14 protein-coding genes are annotated in these 16510 nt (G+C 56.7%); 9 read left to right on the top strand and 5 right to left on the bottom strand.

Features of this window, described 5'->3' with window-relative positions; genetic code table 11:
• The first annotated feature begins 134 nt into the window (after positions 1-134).
• The gene (locus OGM59_08230) at positions 135-2789 is read left to right on the top strand and encodes a calcium-translocating P-type ATPase, PMCA-type (GenBank protein ID UYI90685.1); all 2655 of its coding nucleotides are present in this window, start codon (positions 135-137) and stop codon (positions 2787-2789) included.
• Positions 2790-2866: 77 nt separating this feature from the next.
• Here the strand turns inward: OGM59_08230 and pstB are convergent, their stop codons facing one another.
• The 4 genes from pstB to OGM59_08210 all read right to left on the bottom strand — a co-directional run bounded on the left by pstB (position 2867) and on the right by OGM59_08210 (position 6296).
• Complete coding sequence (gene pstB, locus OGM59_08225) at positions 2867-3619, bottom strand: phosphate ABC transporter ATP-binding protein PstB (protein ID UYI90684.1); 753 nt, start codon at positions 3617-3619, stop codon at positions 2867-2869.
• Positions 3616-4461 carry a phosphate ABC transporter permease PstA gene (pstA, locus tag OGM59_08220; protein ID UYI90683.1) on the bottom strand — a complete coding sequence of 282 codons (846 nt, stop codon included), beginning with the start codon at positions 4459-4461 and terminating at the stop codon, positions 3616-3618. The genes pstB and pstA overlap by 4 nt, the downstream gene beginning before the upstream one ends.
• Entirely contained in the window at positions 4446-5312 is an 867-nt protein-coding gene (gene pstC, locus OGM59_08215; protein ID UYI90682.1) for a phosphate ABC transporter permease subunit PstC, read from the bottom strand. The genes pstA and pstC overlap by 16 nt, the downstream gene beginning before the upstream one ends.
• A 63-nt stretch (positions 5313-5375) precedes the next feature.
• Positions 5376-6296, bottom strand: coding sequence for a substrate-binding domain-containing protein (locus tag OGM59_08210; GenBank protein UYI90681.1), 921 nt, complete (start codon positions 6294-6296; stop codon positions 5376-5378).
• Positions 6297-6637: 341 nt separating this feature from the next.
• Between OGM59_08210 and OGM59_08205 the strand changes: the two genes are divergently transcribed.
• The 8 genes from OGM59_08205 to OGM59_08170 all read left to right on the top strand — a co-directional run bounded on the left by OGM59_08205 (position 6638) and on the right by OGM59_08170 (position 14708).
• Positions 6638-7129 (top strand): CarD family transcriptional regulator, encoded by a 492-nt coding sequence (locus tag OGM59_08205; protein ID UYI90680.1) that lies wholly within the window; start codon positions 6638-6640, stop codon positions 7127-7129.
• Positions 7130-7420: 291 nt separating this feature from the next.
• Positions 7421-8170, top strand: coding sequence for a DeoR/GlpR family DNA-binding transcription regulator (locus OGM59_08200; protein UYI90679.1), 750 nt, complete (start codon positions 7421-7423; stop codon positions 8168-8170).
• Positions 8167-9084: a 1-phosphofructokinase gene (gene pfkB / locus OGM59_08195; GenBank protein UYI90678.1), complete on the top strand. Its 918-nt coding sequence runs from the start codon at positions 8167-8169 to the stop codon at positions 9082-9084. Before OGM59_08200 ends, pfkB begins: the two co-directional genes overlap by 4 nt.
• A gap of 58 nt (positions 9085-9142) precedes the next feature.
• Complete coding sequence (locus OGM59_08190) at positions 9143-11089, top strand: fructose-specific PTS transporter subunit EIIC (GenBank protein ID UYI90677.1); 1947 nt, start codon at positions 9143-9145, stop codon at positions 11087-11089.
• Positions 11089-11355, top strand: a complete 267-nt coding sequence (locus OGM59_08185; protein ID UYI90676.1) for an HPr family phosphocarrier protein — start codon at positions 11089-11091, stop codon at positions 11353-11355. Before OGM59_08190 ends, OGM59_08185 begins: the two co-directional genes overlap by 1 nt.
• Positions 11356-11438: 83 nt before the next feature.
• Complete coding sequence (gene ptsP, locus OGM59_08180) at positions 11439-13055, top strand: phosphoenolpyruvate--protein phosphotransferase (GenBank protein UYI90675.1); 1617 nt, start codon at positions 11439-11441, stop codon at positions 13053-13055.
• Positions 13056-13284: 229 nt separating this feature from the next.
• On the top strand, positions 13285-13734 hold the full coding sequence (locus OGM59_08175) for an NfeD family protein (protein UYI90674.1): 450 nt from the start codon (positions 13285-13287) through the stop codon (positions 13732-13734).
• 50 nt (positions 13735-13784) lie between these two features.
• Positions 13785-14708: an SPFH/Band 7/PHB domain protein gene (locus OGM59_08170; protein ID UYI90673.1), complete on the top strand. Its 924-nt coding sequence runs from the start codon at positions 13785-13787 to the stop codon at positions 14706-14708.
• A 179-nt stretch (positions 14709-14887) separates the two neighbouring features.
• Here OGM59_08170 and OGM59_08165 read toward each other — a convergent pair whose 3' ends face one another.
• A complete protein-coding gene (locus tag OGM59_08165; protein ID UYI90672.1) occupies positions 14888-16510 on the bottom strand; it encodes a CTP synthase in 1623 nt (540 codons plus the stop codon).

The raw sequence follows: 16510 nt of genomic DNA, 5'->3' as shown, positions 1-16510 counted from the left end.
GCTTGTCTTAATGAACGAGACTCTTGCACGCCTGTTTTTCGTGCAGCAGTCTTTTATTTTTTACCCAAAAGACCTAACGCACGGCAACGGCGGTAGGTCTTTTTCTTTGTAAAAATGAAGCAGGAGGACTTTCTATGCAGGCATTTACCGCAGAAAAAACGGAGCTGCTGGCAACCTACGGTGCAGACGCGAACCGGGGGCTGACAGAAGCGCAGGCACAGAAAAACAAAGAACAGTACGGCGCCAACGCCCTCACCCGACGCAAGCCGGACTCGCTGCTGAAGCGTCTTTGGGATGCAGCCACGGAGCCGATGCTCTTAATGCTTATTGCAGCCGGGCTGATCGCCCTGGCGGTGAACATTGTGCGCCGGGTTACCGGCGGCGAGGCGGACTTTTTGGAGTGCGTGGGCGTGTTCGTAGCCATTGCTTTGTCTGTGGTGATCAGCGTAGTGATGGAGGGGCGCAGCGCCAAGGCGTTTGAGGCCCTGTCCAAAATCAACGCGGATATGACCGTGCGCGCGGTGCGGGACGGCCAAACCGTTACCCTGCAAAGCGCCCTTCTGGCGGTGGGCGATGTGGTGTTGCTGTCTGCCGGAGACAAGGTGCCGGCGGACGGACGGCTGCTGGAGAGCACCGCTTTGCGGGTGGATGAATCTGCCCTTACCGGTGAGAGCTTTCCGGTGAAGAAAGACAGCGAACTGGTGCTTACGGACGAAAAAACGCCCTTGGCGGAGCGGGCCAATATGCTTTATAGCGGCACATTCGTTACCGAGGGGAACGGACGGCTGCTGGTGACGGCGGTGGGCGACGCTACGGAATTTGGCAAGATCGCCGGCGAGCTGGGCAATGCAGAAAAAAGCAGCACCCCCTTGCAGGAGAAGCTGGCCCGCCTGGGCAAGACCATTACCGTGCTTGGCGTGATTGCAGCGGGCATTGTGTTTGCGGCTCAGCTGATTTTCTTTGCCCTCCACGGCGGTCTGCATTTGGAGGCGGTGATGGAGGCGTTCATCACCAGTATCGTGCTGATTGTGGCGGCGGTGCCGGAGGGACTGCCCACCATTGTGGCGGTGTCTCTGTCTATCAATATTATCAAGCTAAGTAAGCAAAACGCCCTGGTGAAGAAGATGATCGCCTCGGAGACCATCGGCTGTATCAGTGTGATCTGCTCGGACAAGACCGGTACTTTAACGGAAAACAAGATGACCGTGCGTGCCTTTTATGACACCCGGTGGCATAAAGAAGCGGCAGCGTTGCAAAACGAATACCTGACCCATAATATCTGCCTGAACACCACGGCAGACTTGGCACCGGACGGCGGCTTTATCGGCAATCCCACGGAGTGCGCTATGCTGCGGTTCTTTGAGCAGGCAGATACCGGCAACACCTACCGTCGGGAGCGGGAGGACCACACCCGGCTGTGCGCGTTTCCTTTCTCGTCCGAGCTCAAGCACATGACCACCATTTCCAATGTGGACGGGCGCATTCTCTCTTATGTAAAGGGCAGCCCGGAGTGCGTGCTGGATATGTGTGCCTTGAAACCTGACCGTCTGGCGGAACTGTGCCGGGTGCTGGTGCAGGCAGAGGAGCAAGCCATGCGGGTGATCGCCTTTGCCCATAAGGAGTTGGCGGAGATGGAGGACTTCTCTGCAAAGGAGGCCCACCGCCGAATGGAAAGCGATATGGTCTTTGACGGCTTTGTGGCCATTGCGGACCCGCTGCGCAGCGATGTGTACGACGCTGTGGCCGCCTGCCGCAGCGCCGGGGTGGGGGTGAAGATTCTTACCGGTGACAATATCGTTACCGCCACCGCCATTGCCAAGGAACTGGATCTGCTGGCGGACGGTTGTGTGGCACTGGAAGCCAAAGAAGTGGAAGAAATGAGCGACCGCCGGCTGCAAAAAATGCTGCCCAAGATCAGCGTGATTGCTCGCAGCACCCCTACGGTGAAAATGCGGGTGGTGAAGCTGCTGAAAGCACGGGGTGATGTGGTGGCTGTCACCGGCGACGGGATCAACGACGCACCGGCGCTGAAGAACGCTGATGTGGGGATCGCCATGGGCATTTCCGGCACGGAGGTGTCCAAGGAAGCCAGCGATATTGTGCTGTTGGACGACTCCTTTGCCACCATCGTTAAGGCCGTGGAATGGGGCCGCAATATTTATGAGAACTTTAAGCGGTTCATCAGCTTTCAGCTGACGGTGAATATTGCCTCTGTGATTTGCGTATTTGTGTCTGTTCTAATGGGGCTGCCGGCGCCCTTTACCGCCTTGCAGCTGCTGTGGATCAATATTATTATGGACGGCCCGCCGGCCCTGACCTTGGGACTGGAGCCTGGATACAGTGACCTGATGCGCCGCCGCCCCACCAACCGCAGCGAGAATATTATCTCCAAGGGTATGCTGGCGCGGATCACCGCTACCGGCGTGTATATGAGCGTGGTGTTCCTGCTGCAATACAAGCTGAATTTCCTGGGTGCTGCCCAGGGCGAGATGACCACCGTGCTGTTCACCCTGTTTGTGCTGTTTCAGCTGTTTAATGCCTTTAACTGCCGGGAACTACACAGCGAGAGTATCTTTTGCCACCTGTTTAAGAACAAGCTGATGCTGTTGGTCGTGGGCTGCACCTTTGTGCTGCAAGTGCTGATCATCCAGTTTGCCGGTGCGTTTTTTGGCACCGTACCCCTGGGGATCACCATGTGGGGCAAGCTGTTTGCTCTGGCATTCTCCGTTATCGTCCTTTCTGAGGTCATTAAGGTTTTTGCCCGTCTGTTCCAAAAGAAAAAGGCATAACAAAAAGCATAATCATTGGATAAAAAACAAGACCGTGTGTACGAAAAGGTACATACGGCCTTTTGTGATTTTTGATTTTATCCGAAGCGACCGGTAATGTAGTCCCGGGTGCGGGGGTCGGTGGGGGTGTCAAACAGCGTCTTGGTCGGGGCGCACTCCACCATCTCTCCCAGCAGAAAAAAAGCGGTTTGGTCGCTGATCCGGGCAGCCTGCTGCATATTGTGGGTTACAATGGCGATGGTGTACTTCTTTTTCAGCTCCAGCGCCAGCTCCTCAATTTTGGCGGTGGAAATAGGGTCCAGGGCAGAGGTGGGTTCGTCCATCAGCAGCACATCCGGCTCCACTGCCAGTGCCCGGGCAATGCACAGCCGTTGCTGCTGCCCGCCGGACAGGGCCAGGGCGCTTTTTTTCAGTTTGTCCTTCACTTCGTCCCAAATGGCGGCGCTGCGCAGCGCCTGTTCCACAATTTGGTCCAGCTCCCGCTTTTTTCGCCTGCCGTGGGTGCGGGGGCCGTAGGCGATGTTGTCATAGACGGACAGAGGAAAGGGGTTTGGCTTTTGAAATACCATACCCACCCGGCGGCGCAGCAGGTTCACATCTGTCTTTTTGGCATAAATATCTGCGCCGTGGAGCAGCACTTTGCCGTCTATGCGGCAGGTGTTGATGGTATCGTTCATGCGGTTCAGACACCGCAGCAGGGTGGATTTGCCGCAGCCGGAAGGGCCGATCAGGGCGGTGATTTGCCGCGCCGGGATCTCCAGAGTGATGCTTTTCAGCGCCTGGAAGTCACCGTAATATAAGTTTAAGTTTTGCACAGAGAATGCAGTCATTGGCTGTCTCCTTTCTTGTGTTTGCCCAGTAGCAGATCGGACAGGGCGTTAAGCAATATGACCACCGCCAACAACACCACGGCAGTGGCATAGGCGGCGTCCGTATAAAGTCCCTCCCCGATGAGGGCGTACATGTGTACCGCCAAGGTGCGCCCGCCGTCGGTGAGCCCGGCGATTTTGGCTACCGTGCCGGCGGTGTAGATCAGGGCGGCGGTCTCACCCACAATGCGGCCTACGGACAGCAGGACGCCGCCGAGAATACCCGGCAGCGCCGTAGGCAGCAGAATTACAAACACCGTGCGCAGCCGTCCGGCACCCAGGCCAAAGCTGGCCTCCCGGTAGCTTTGGGGTATGCTGCGCAGAGCCTCCTCCGTGGTACGCATAATGGTGGGCAGGATCATAATGGCCAGGGTCAGCGCTCCGGACAGCAGCGACAGACGCAGGTGCAATGCCTTTACAAACACCAGGTAGCCGAACAGACCGTACACAATGGAGGGAATACCTGCCAAGGTCTCTGTGGTTAGGCGAATGGGCGGCACCAGCCGGTTGCCGGGCTTGGCATATTCCGTCAGGTAAATGGCGGCGCCCACCCCCAGGGGCACGGCAATCAGCAGGGTCACACCGGTCATGGTCAGGGTGTTTAGAATGGCCGGCAGCATGGACAGGTTCTCCGTGGTATAAGTGGGGCTGAACATAGACAGCCGCAGATGGGGCACGCCCCGTACCAGCACATACGCCACCAGCAGCAGGAATACCCCGGCAGTGAACAGCACACAGGCCCACAGGGCGGCCCGCACCAGTGCGGCGCGGGCGTTTTTGCGGCGCTTTAATTTCGCTTCCATAGGCGCCCTCCTTGCTTTAGAATGGAAAACAGCAGGTTGATAATGAGAATAAAGACAAACAGCACCACCCCGGTGGCGATCAGCGCTTGGCGGTGCAGATCGGCGGCATAGGCCATTTCCAGCACAATGTTGGCGGTGAGGGTGCGCACGCCGTCGGTAAGGCTCTTGGGGATGATCGGTTGATTACCGGCCACCATACTAACGGCCATGGCCTCGCCGATGGCCCGGCCGATCCCCAGGATCACCCCGGCGCTGACGCCGCTTTTGGCTGCCGGCAGCAGGGTGCCCAGCACAGCCCGCTCCTTGGTGGCGCCCAGAGCCAGCGCCCCTTCGTAGTAGCTGTTAGGCACCGCTCGCAGGGCAGACTCGGACACATTGATGATGGTGGGCAGGATCATAATGCCCAGCACCAGGGAGGCGGTCAGCACCCCTTTACCGGAAGTGCCGAACAGTGCCTGCACTGCCGGCACCAGTACCGTCAGGCCAAAAAAGCCGTACACAATGGAGGGGATACCCGCCAGCAGATTGACCGCAGGCTTCAGCACCCGGTACAGGGGCGCAGGGCAAAATCGAGCCAAAAACACGGCGGTGCCGATACCAAAAGGCACGCCCACCACAATGGCTCCGGCGGTTACATAAATGCTGCCTATGATCATAGGGAAGATACCGAATTCGTTTTGCAGCGGGCGCCAGTTCTGCCCGGTGAGAAAGGGCAAAACCCCAATTTGGCGAAAGGCGGGCGCGCCCCCGGCAAACAGAAAAATACAGATAAAGATCACGGCCAGTACGGACAGTACCGCAGCCAGGGCAAACACCAGGCGCATGGCCGTTTCTTTGATTTTTGCAGTCATAAAAATCCTTTGCATATATGGCAATTGGGGCGCCACAGCGCCCCGTTTGATTTGATTTTGCTTTTATTTTACATCTGTCCAGTCCGTAACGGCACCGGTGTAAATTTGGCACACGGTGTCCGCAGTGGCGGCTTTAAGAGGATTGGCCTTGTTGACGATCACCGCTACGCCGTCCATAGCGATCACGGTGGCGTTTACGCCCTTGGCGGTTTCCGTGTCTTTCAGCTCCCGAGAGGCCATGCCGATGTCACAGGTGCCGTCGGCAGCGGCGGTGATCCCGGTGGTGGAGTCGCTTTGCTGTACCTCTATCGTAGTGCCGGCGTTGATCTTTTGGTACGCCTCCGCCAATTTTTCCATTACCGGGGTAACAGAGGAGGAACCGGCCACCAGCACCTTGCCCTTGGCACCGCTGCTTTTGAATGCACCGGTATTGGATCGGCTCACATAGTGGTTATCCTCAATGATCTTTTGGCCGTCGGCGCTTTGAATGTAGTTGATAAAATCCTTGGCTGCCGGGCTTAGATCGTCTTTGGTGACGATGTTAAAGGGGCGGGAGATCTTGTAGCTGCCGTTCTTTACATTCTCGGCAGTAGGCTCTGTGCCGTCAATGGTCAGGGCCTGCACCGTGTCGTTCAGGCTGCCCAGGGACACATAGCCGATGGCGTTCTTGTTGCCGGCCACGGTGGTGAGCATAACGGCGGTGCTGTTGGTGATCTCTGCTGCGGTGGTGGTCTTGTCTATCTTATTGCCGTTTGCGTCTTTTTCCTCGATCCCCAGCAGCTCTATAAAGGCGCCCCGGGTGCCGGAGCCTTCCTCTCGGGATACAACGGTAATGCTGCCGGTAACGCCGGCGGTGGCGTTCTTGTTTCCCTTGTCACTTTTTCCGGCGGAACAGCCGGCGAATACGCTGCCCACCAGCGCCCCGGCTACGGCCAGGCTTAGCAGAACTTTTGCGGTTTTATGGGTTCTTTTTTGTTTCGTCATGATACATTCTCCTTTTTCGCACTTGGTGTGATTTTTGCAGCGTTGGCTCGCTGCTCTGGTTTTAGTATAGCCGGATGATGTTAAAACCGCGCCCACTGCTGGGTAAAAGATAGGTAAAAGATTTTTTTCATTTGTTAAGGTTTGTTAAGGAAAATGTGTGAAAATGGGAATAATCTTGCATTTTGTACAAAATTCCTGCCGCAGAGATAGGAATTCGGGGCGGGGATTTGTTTACTTTGCCTATGTCAATTTTTACCGATTTGTGCTATAATAGTGATGTTCAAATAGAAAAACAGGCGAAAAAACAGTGTATTATTGTATTATCAAGAAAGGTGAGTGTCATGCAAATCGGTACTTTCGTGCATTACAGTACCAAGGGCATCTGCCAAGTGCGCGAAATTGAAACCATGAAGTTCTCCAGCGAGACCAAGGACTACTATGTGCTGGTGCCTGTGTTTGACCGGAACTCCAAGTATTACGTGCCCACGGATTACGATCCCCAGCGGATCAAAATCCGCTCAGCCATTGCCCCGGCAATGGTGGAGGAATTGATGGGCTATGCCAAGACCTGCCAGCCCTATGAGTGGGTGAGCAACGTCCACGAGCGTAAGGCCAAGACGGAGGAGATCCTCCACAGCTCGGATCATAAGCGCATTTTGCGGTTGATTAAGACTCTTCGCTGCCATGAGGAGCACCAAAAGCAGATCGGCAAGAAAATGTATCTTTCAGACGCCAAGGCGCTGCGCAGTGCGCTGCATATCATCAGCGATGAGTTTGCCTTTGTGCGGGGGGAAGATCCCAAGACCGTAGCCGCATATTTAGAAGCGGTATAAATCCAGATTATAAAAAAGCGTCGTATCCTGAGGATACGGCGCTTTTTTGCGCCTTTTTGGCAAACCAGTGCGTCTGTAAATGACGGATTTTATGCATGTTTTACCACAACCGTTCAAAACCGTGCAAAGAAAGCAGCTTTATTTGCATAAATTGCCTAAAAGAGCAGGCGCTCACTGTGCGGAATGAACGAAAATGAAGGATTGAACTTGACGGCTTTTGCTTACCGTGGTACACTTTGGGTGTAAGGACGAGGGCGACAAACGCCCGGAAAATTCAGAAAGGAACCGTCTATGCTTACCCAGGAAAGACACTTGCAGATTTTGGCCCAGTTAGAGGAAAAAGGGACCGTATCCGTTGCGCAGTTGACCCAGCTTTTGGGCGCCAGCGAAAGCACGGTGCGCCGGGATCTGATTGCGCTGGATCGGCTGGGCAAGCTGCACAAGGTGCATGGCGGCGCCACTTTGACCCGGCGGGATTTTATTCGCCGGGAGGAGAAGCTGGACGAAAAGCTGCAGCTGCACATGGACGAAAAAGAGATGATCGCCGCTTACGCCGCTGCCCAGGTGGACGATACGGATTTTGTATATTTAGACGCCGGCAGCTCCACCCTGTTAATGATCGACCACTTGCAGCCGGGTGCCACCTTTGTGACCAACGGTCTTCTTCACGCCCAGCGGCTGGTGGCCAAGGGTATGAAAACCTATGTGCTGGGCGGTGAGCTGAAGCACTCCACCGATGCCATCATCGGTCTGGCGGCAGCCAAGAATTTGCACAACTACAATTTTTCCAAGTGTTTCATCGGCACCAACGGTATTGCCATTCGTCAGGGATTTACCACGCCGGACACGGACGAGGCCTACTTAAAAGCGGCGGCCATGGAGCGCAGTTTCGTCAGTTATGTGCTGGCAGACGCCAGCAAGTTTGACAAAGTATCTACCGTGAGCTTTGCGCCCCTGGATCAGGCGGCGATCATCACCGATCGGCTGCCGGACCCGGAGTACGGAGAACGCACGGTGGTAAAGGAGGTTGCGTTATTATGATCTATACCGTAACGTTGAACCCGGCGCTGGACTACATTCTGCGCCTGCCCCGGTTGAGCAGCGAGGATGTAAACCGGGCGGACAGTGCCCAACTGCTGTGTGGCGGCAAGGGAATCAATGTGTCCATGGTGCTGTCCGGACTGGGAGTACCCACCCGGGCACTGGGGTTCGTGGCCGGATTTACCGGCCGGGCACTGGAGCAGATGCTGCAGGCCCAGGGGATCCAAACGGATTTTGTGCCGCTGGCAGCGGGCAACACCCGAATCAATGTGAAGATCTTTGCCGATCGGCAAACGGATATTAACGCCCCCGGCGCCCAGCCGGCAGAGGCGGAAGTGGAGGCTTTGTTCCACAAGCTGGAGGGACTGATGCCCGGCGACTTTTTGGTGCTGGCCGGGGCGGTACCCAGCCAAATGCCCGGCTCCATTTATGAGCAAATCTGCGCCAAGCTGCAAAATAAAGGCGTGCATATTGTGGTAGACACCACCGGCGACGCGTTGCTGGCAGTGCTGGATTACCACCCGTTTCTTATTAAGCCCAATCACCACGAGCTGGGCGAGATCTTTGGCGAGGACATTCGCCCGGACGATGAAGAGAAGATTCGCTTCTTTGCAGCCAAGTTGCAAGAGAAAGGCGCACGCAATGTGCTGGTGAGTCGCGGCAAGTACGGCGCCACGCTGCTGGCAGAGGACGGCAGCACCCACTCCGTGGGCGTGGTGCCCGGCAAACCGGTGAACAATGTAGGCTGCGGCGACTCAATGGTGGCCGGGTTCCTGGCCGGGTACGCAGACAGCGGCGATTACAAGACGGCGCTCCAGTGGGCTTCCGCCGCCGGTAATGCCTCCGCCTTTTGTGAGGGCGTGGCAGACGGCGATACCATTCGCCGGTATAAGACACAGTATTTTGCCGACTGAGAGCAGTCGGAGAATAATTAAATGTGCAGGGCGACGCCCTGTGTAAGGAGGGTTCTCTATGAAGATTAAAGATTTGCTGTCTCCTCGGGCGATCCGGCTGAACGCCCCGGCTGAAAGCAAAAGCCAAGCCATCGACGCGCTGGTAGAGCTGCACGCGGCAGCAGGCAACCTAACGGACCCGTCGGCCTACAAGGCGGCGATCCTGGCGCGGGAGGGGCAGGGCACCACTGCCATCGGCGAGGGTATTGCGGTGCCTCATGCGAAGAGCGACAGCGTGGCCCATGCGGCACTGGCGGCGATGACCGTGCCCGGCGGTGTGGATTATGACGCCCCGGACGGCAAGCCCAGTTCGCTGCTGTTTATGATCGCGGCTCCGCCGGACGGCGATGTGCATTTGGAAATTCTCTCTCGCCTGATGGTGATGCTTATGGAGCCGGAATTTTGCGATCGGCTTCGTGGCGCCAAAACGGCAGAGGAATTTATTGAAATTATTGACGCCCAGGAGCGGGCCAAGTACCCGGAGGAGACCCCGGAGGATACGGTGGTAACCGCACAGGCGGCTCCGAAAGGCTATCGTATTTTGGCGGTGACCGCCTGCCCCACCGGCATTGCGCATACCTATATGGCTGCCGAGGCGCTGGAAAAGGCCGGTGCGGCCATGAATTGCCCCTTAAAGGCAGAGACCAACGGCTCCGGCGGCGCTAAAAATGTACTCACCCGCCGAGAGATCGCTGACTGTGACGGTATTATCATTGCAGCAGATAAAAATGTAGAGATGGACCGCTTTGACGGCAAGCCGGTATTGCAAACCACGGTTTCTGCCGGTATTAACAAACCGCAGGAGTTAATCCAAAAGGTGCTGGACGGTAAGGCTCCCATTTACCACGCAGAGGGCGGCGCAGCCCCCGTCGGGGATGACGATGAGAAAGAGAGCTTCGGCCACAAGGTGTATAAACACCTGATGAACGGCGTATCCCACATGCTGCCTTTCGTGGTCGGCGGCGGCGTGCTGATTGCTCTGGGCTTCTTGATTGATACATTGGCCGGTAACGCCAATGCCGGCGGCAACTTCGGCCAGACCAACCCGGTAGCGGCGGTGATCTTTTGGATCGGTAAAGCGGCATTTAGCTTTATGATTCCCATTTTGGCCGGGTATATTGCCCAGTCCATTGCGGATCGTCCCGGTTTGCTGCCCGGTATCGTTGGCGGTTATTTGGCCACCATCGGCGCCACGCTGCAGTCGCCTACCGGCGATGACAAGGCTGTGTCCGGATTCTTGGGCGCGCTGCTGGCCGGTTTTGTGGCCGGTCTGTTGGTCAACGGACTGAAAAAGGCCTTCTCCTGGATGCCCAAGAGCATGGACGGCATTAAGCCGGTGTTCCTGTATCCCCTGTTCGGCACTGTGTTGATCGGTCTGTTTATGTTGCTGATCAATCCCTTCGTGGGGTATATCAACTTGGCGTTGTCTGCCGGACTGAAAAGTCTGGGCGAAACCTCCCGCATTCTCCTGTCCGTTGTTCTGGCGGCTATGATGGCCACTGACATGGGCGGCCCGTTCAACAAGGCGGCTTATGTGTTCGGTACGGCTTCCGTCGCCACCGGCGATACCTGGATCATGGCGGCGGTGATGATCGGTGGTATGGTGCCGCCTATCGCCATCGCTTTGTCCACCACCTTTAACAAGAAGAAGTGGACCAAAGAGGAACTGAAAAGCGGTCCGGTCAATTATGCGATGGGTCTGTGCTTCATCACAGAGGGCGCGATTCCTTATGCGGCGTCTGATCCGCTGCGCGTGATTCCGTCCTGTATGGTTGGCTCTGCCGTAGCCGGTTTGGTCTGCGCGCTGTTTGGCTGTGCTTGCCCGGCACCCCACGGCGGTGTTTTCACTTTCGCAGTTGTGGATCATCCTCTGGGCTATATTGTGGCTCTGGTTGCAGGCTCTGTGGTCGGTGCGTTGATGCTGGCCCTGCTGAAAAAGAATAAAACAGAGAAGGAGAGAGCATAATGGTATCTCAGGTAACAAAGGTGATCAATAAAGAGGGCTTCCATATGCGCCCGGCAAATATGTTCGTTAAGGAAATGACTGCATTCCAGAGTGATGTGCATCTGATCTTAAACGGCAAGGACATTAACGCCAAGAGCATTATGAACATTATGGCCGGCTGCATTAAGTGCGGCAGCCAGCTGGAAGTGCGGGCCGACGGTCCGGACGAAAATGAGGCGCTGGCCAAGGCGGTCAGTCTGATTGAGTCCGGCTTAGGCGAGGCATAAGAAATTTTGCACACAGGGAACGGCTCTTTGGGGCAGTTCCCTGGCTGTGTTTATTAAGTTGAACAAGGAGAGGGAGCGATACCATGCTAAGAGGAACAGGCGTAAGCGAGGGCTGCGGCATCGGCAAGGCCTTGATCATTCAGCACCGGTCGCTGGATTACAGCGGCGTGGTCTTTGGCGGCGCCCAGCAGGAAAAAGAGCGGCTTCGGGCAGCCATTAACGCATTTATGCAAAAGACGGAGCAGCTGCGGGATCGTCTGCAAGCCTCTGCCGGAGAGAAAGAGGCAGCGATTTTAGACGGTCACATGGAGATGCTGCGGGATCCGTTTATGCTCTCCCAAATGGAGGAGATGATCGACGGCGGCGCAACGGCGGAAGCGGCGGCTGATGGGGTGTGCAACCAATTTATCGCCATGTTTTCCGGCATGGACGACGAGCTGACCCGTCAGAGAGCCAGCGATATTGCCGATGTGCGAGAGGATCTGCTGGGTATTATGCTGGGTGCGGAGCAGGTGGATTTGGGTGCCATTGAACCGGGCACGGTGCTGGTGGCCCACGACTTTACCCCCTCTATGACCGGCAAAATGAACCGGGAGCATGTGGCAGCCATTGTGGCAGAGGTGGGCGGTATGACCTCCCACAGTGCCATTTTGGCGCGGGCCATGGGCATTCCGGCGGTGCTGTCCGTCAGCGGTGCAGTAGAGGCGTTGCACACCGGCCAATGCGTGGCGGTGGACGGCTTTCGCGGCACAGTGCTGCCGGAGCCTACGCCAGAGCAGACGGCGGAATTTAAGCGGCGGCAGCGGGAATATTTGGCAGAGCGAGAGGCGCTCAGCCGCTATTGCAATCTGCCTACCGTCACCAAGAACGGCGTGAAAAAGGCCGTGTACGGAAACATCGGCAAGCCGGAAGATGTGCAGGCGGTGGTGCAAAACGGCGGTGAGGGTATCGGCCTTTTCCGCACGGAATTCCTGTTTATGGATCGGATGTCCCGCCCCACGGAGGCAGAGCAGTTTGAGGCTTACGCCACGGTGGCCAAGGCCATGAACGGCCGGGAGGTCATCATCCGTACGCTGGACATTGGCGGTGATAAGGAAATTCCCTACTTAGAGATTGAAAAAGAGGACAATCCGTTCCTGGGACACCGGGCCATTCGCTACTGTCTGGACCACCCGGATTTGTTTTGCGACCAAATCCGCGCCATTTTGCGGGCAGCCAAGTTCGGCGACTTAAAGCTGATGCTGCCTCTGATCACCTGCAAGGAAGAGATCCTGGCAGCTAAAAAGCTGATTGAGCAGTGTCTGCGGGAGCTGATCGAAGCCGGCGAGGATGTGCACCCGGTGCCGGTGGGTATTATGGTAGAAACCCCGGCTGCGGCGCTGACTGCAGCGGAGCTGGCCAAGGAAGCGGACTTCTTCTCCATCGGCACCAATGATCTGACCGGCTATGTGATGGCAGTGGATCGTGGCAATCAGGCGGTGGCGCGGCTGTACGATCCTATGCAGCCGGCAGTGCTCTCTGCCATTGAAATGACCATTAAGGCCGCCAAGGCCGCCGGTATTCCGGTGGGTATGTGCGGCGAGGGGGCGGCGGACCCCCGACTGATCCCCCATCTGCTGGAGTGGGGACTGGACGAATTCTCCGTGTCTGCCGCTTCTATTCTGAAAACCCGCAAGATGATCAGCGAGGAAGAAGCGTAAATATCGTACCCTTTTACGGCTCCCCTTGGAAACAAGGGGAGCTGTCGCATTTTGCGACTGAGGGGATAAAACGACCGTAGGGCGGGGGCTTGCTCCCGCCGCATACCCCTGCTGGGCACGCGTCGATTAAAATGGAATGTGTATTGCAAAGGGGTGTAGCGTATGCTATACTGAGAATAGAAAATCGGGGCGGTTTACCGCTTTTTGCGCCGAGAGGAGGTTGCAGCCCATGCAAATGCTGTATATATGGATTCTTGCCGCCGTCGTATTTGGCGTGCTGGAGGGGATTACCGCCCAGCTGGTGTCCATTTGGTTTGTGCTGGGCGCGGTGGCTGCGGCTGTTGCGGCAGCCTGCGGCGGGGCTGTTTGGCTCCAGGGGGTGCTGTTTGTGGCGGTGTCCGTGGTGGCGCTGCTGGCCACCAAACCGCTGGTGAAGAAGTACCTGCGCCCTCGTATTCAGGCCACTAACGCGGACCGCTGCGTTGGCCGAACCGGCGTGGTTCTGGAAGATATTGACAATTTAGCCGCCACCGGACAGGTGAGAGTGTGCGGCAGTGTGTGGTCTGCCCGCAGTACGGACGGCGCGCCCATTGCCGCCGGAACCACGGTGGTGGTGGATCGCATTGAGGGCGTAAAGCTGATGGTGCGCCCTGCCAAGGCTCCGGTGGGCAAAGTTTAATCTTGTTATCCATTTTTATCTATATAGAATGAAAGAAAAGGAGAATTTGTATGTTAAAGTGGATCATTTTAGCTGTGGTCATTCTGGCGCTGATTGCGCTGGTGCTGGCCAACATTCGTATAGTGCCCCAGTCCAAGGCGTTTGTTTTGGAGCGGCTGGGCACTTTCTACGCCACCTGGGAGACCGGTCTGCATGTAAAAATTCCGTTCATTGACCGGATTGCCAAGACCGTTTCTCTTAAGGAGCAGGTGGTCGACTTTAAGCCCCAGGCGGTGATCACCAAGGACAATGTGACTATGCAGATCGACACGGTGGTGTTCTTCCAGATCACGGACCCCAAGCTGTACACCTACGGTGTGGAAAGCCCCATTTCTGCCATTGAGAACCTGTCTGCCACCACGCTGCGTAATATTATCGGCGAGATGGAGCTGGACAGCACCCTCACTTCCCGCGACACCATCAACACCAAGATCCGGGTGATTTTGGACGAGGCCACGGACCCTTGGGGTATTAAGGTGAACCGGGTGGAGTTGAAAAACATTATCCCGCCCCGGGAAATTCAGGACGCCATGGAAAAGCAGATGAAAGCGGAGCGCCAGCGCCGCGAGGCCATCTTGACCGCCGAGGGCGAGAAGCAGAGCCGTATTTTGGTGGCCGAGGGACACAAGGAGTCCAAGATCCTGGAAGCAGAGGCAGAAAAGCAGGCGGCCATCCTTCACGCCGAGGCTGTGAAAGAAGCGAAAATTCGCGAGGCCGAGGGTGAGGCTGCAGCCATTGAGGCGGTGCAAAAGGCCACCGCAGATGCTATTCGCCTGCTCAATGAGGCCAACGCCGGTGATGCGGTGATTAAGCTGAAAGCGCTGGAGGCGTTCTCCAAGGCTGCCGACGGGCAGGCCACCAAGATCATCATTCCGTCGGAAATTCAAGGCCTTGCCGGTTTGGCAGAGGGCGTTGTGTCTGCCGTGCAGAAATAAACAGATAAATGGGTATAAAAATGGAAACAGGGAACGGTGTGTACCGTTCCCTGTTTTTTGCGGGCGGCAGATTGCCGCCCCTACCGTAGGGCGGGGGCTTGCTCCCGCCGCTCCTTTTTACGCAAAAACACCCCTATGGCTCTTGCGGGTCATAGGGGTGTTTGGCATATTTATTGCGCTTATTTCTTGCTGTTCATACGCGCTGCGGCAGCGGTGACGAAACCGCGGAACAGCGGGTGCGGGCGGTTGGGACGGCTCTTGAATTCCGGATGGAACTGACCGGCCACAAACCAGGGGTGATCCGGGATTTCCACCATCTCTACAATGTGGTTATCCGGCGAAGTACCGGCAAAGATCATGCCCCCATTCAGCAGGTCCGGGCGATAATCATTGTTTACTTCATAGCGGTGGCGGTGGCGCTCATAGATCATAGAGGCGCCGTACAGGCTATAGGCCTTGGACTCCGGGTTCAAGGTGCAGGGGTACTGACCCAGGCGCATGGTGCCGCCCATGTCCGTTACATCCTTTTGCTCCGGCAAAATGTCGATCACCGGGTGGGTGGTGGACGGGTCGATCTCTGCCGAGTTGGCGTCTGCCATGCCCAGCACATCCCGGGCAAATTCAATAATTGCAATCTGCATACCCAGGCAGATTCCCAGGTAGGGCACGCCGTGGGTGCGGGCGTAGCGGCAGGCGTTGATTTTGCCTTCTATGCCACGGGAGCCAAAGCCGCCGGGTACCAAAATGCCGTCCATATCGCCCAAGATGGCGTCCAGATCCACATCATCGCCCTCCAGGGTCTCCGAGTCGATCCAGTGAATATCCACGGCGCTGTGGGTGGCAATGCCGCCGTGCTTCAGCGCCTCGTTGACGCTGATATAGCTGTCGTGCAGCTCCACATATTTGCCCACTAGAGCGATTTTGACCGTCTGTACCGGGTGGCGCAGCGCGTCCAGCATTTCCTGCCAGTCGGCAAGATCCGGTGCACCGGGGCAGTCAATGCCCAGCTTGCGGATCACCACATCGTCCATGTGCTGCTGGTGGAGCATGATGGGCACGGCATAGAGAATGTCGCAGTTGTTATTTTCAATGACGCACTCCGGATCCACATTGCAGAACAGGGAGATCTTGTGCTTGATCTCATCCGTCAGCGGGTGCTCCGTGCGGCAAACGATAATATCCGGATTGATGCCGATGGAAAGCATTTCCTTTACACTGTGCTGGGTGGGCTTGCTTTTCAGCTCATCGGAGGCTGCCAGGTAGGGCACCAAGGTCACATGGATAAACAGGCAGTTCTCTCGCCCGGCTTCCACGGCAAATTGGCGAATGGCCTCCAAAAACGGCTGGCTCTCAATATCGCCTACGGTGCCGCCGATCTCTACCAGGCATACATCGGCGCCGGTGTCTGCGTTGCGGGCGATGGAACGCTTGATCTCATTGGTCACATGGGGAATGATCTGAATGGTCTGGCCGCCATACACGCCCTTGCGCTCGTCGGTGATCACTTTCCAGTACACGCGTCCGGAGGTCAAGTTGGAGTTTTGGCTCAGGGACTCGTCAATAAAGCGCTCGTAGTGCCCCAGGTCCAGGTCCGTTTCCGCGCCGTCGTCGGTAACGAATACCTCGCCGTGCTGTACCGGGTTCATGGTGCCCGGGTCCACATTCAGGTACGGATCCAGCTTCTGCGCGGTGACCTTTAGCCCTCTGGACTTCAGCAGTCGGCCCAGGGAAGCGGCGGTAATACCCTTGCCCAGCCCGCTGACAACGCCGCCGGTAATGAAGATATACTTGGTTTTGCCCAA

This window comes from Oscillospiraceae bacterium (genome assembly GCA_025757685.1).
GTDB lineage: Bacteria > Bacillota > Clostridia > Oscillospirales > Acutalibacteraceae > CAG-217.
This window is presented reverse-complemented; position numbering and strand designations above follow the sequence as displayed.

Bases quoted from the DNA above. Each gene is read 5' to 3' on its own strand.
- OGM59_08170 (UYI90673.1), top strand. From the start codon at position 13,785: ATGTTAAAGTGGATCATTTTAGCTGTGGTCATTCTGGCGCTGATTGCG.
- pstA (UYI90683.1), bottom strand. From the start codon at position 4,461: ATGGAAGCGAAATTAAAGCGCCGCAAAAACGCCCGCGCCGCACTGGTG.
- OGM59_08210 (UYI90681.1), bottom strand. From the start codon at position 6,296: ATGACGAAACAAAAAAGAACCCATAAAACCGCAAAAGTTCTGCTAAGC.
- OGM59_08190 (UYI90677.1), top strand. From the start codon at position 9,143: ATGAAGATTAAAGATTTGCTGTCTCCTCGGGCGATCCGGCTGAACGCC.
- pstB (UYI90684.1), bottom strand. From the start codon at position 3,619: ATGACTGCATTCTCTGTGCAAAACTTAAACTTATATTACGGTGACTTC.
- pfkB (UYI90678.1), top strand. From the start codon at position 8,167: ATGATCTATACCGTAACGTTGAACCCGGCGCTGGACTACATTCTGCGC.
- OGM59_08205 (UYI90680.1), top strand. From the start codon at position 6,638: ATGCAAATCGGTACTTTCGTGCATTACAGTACCAAGGGCATCTGCCAA.
- ptsP (UYI90675.1), top strand. From the start codon at position 11,439: ATGCTAAGAGGAACAGGCGTAAGCGAGGGCTGCGGCATCGGCAAGGCC.
- OGM59_08185 (UYI90676.1), top strand. From the start codon at position 11,089: ATGGTATCTCAGGTAACAAAGGTGATCAATAAAGAGGGCTTCCATATG.
- pstC (UYI90682.1), bottom strand. From the start codon at position 5,312: ATGACTGCAAAAATCAAAGAAACGGCCATGCGCCTGGTGTTTGCCCTG.
- OGM59_08200 (UYI90679.1), top strand. From the start codon at position 7,421: ATGCTTACCCAGGAAAGACACTTGCAGATTTTGGCCCAGTTAGAGGAA.
- OGM59_08175 (UYI90674.1), top strand. From the start codon at position 13,285: ATGCAAATGCTGTATATATGGATTCTTGCCGCCGTCGTATTTGGCGTG.
- OGM59_08230 (UYI90685.1), top strand. From the start codon at position 135: ATGCAGGCATTTACCGCAGAAAAAACGGAGCTGCTGGCAACCTACGGT.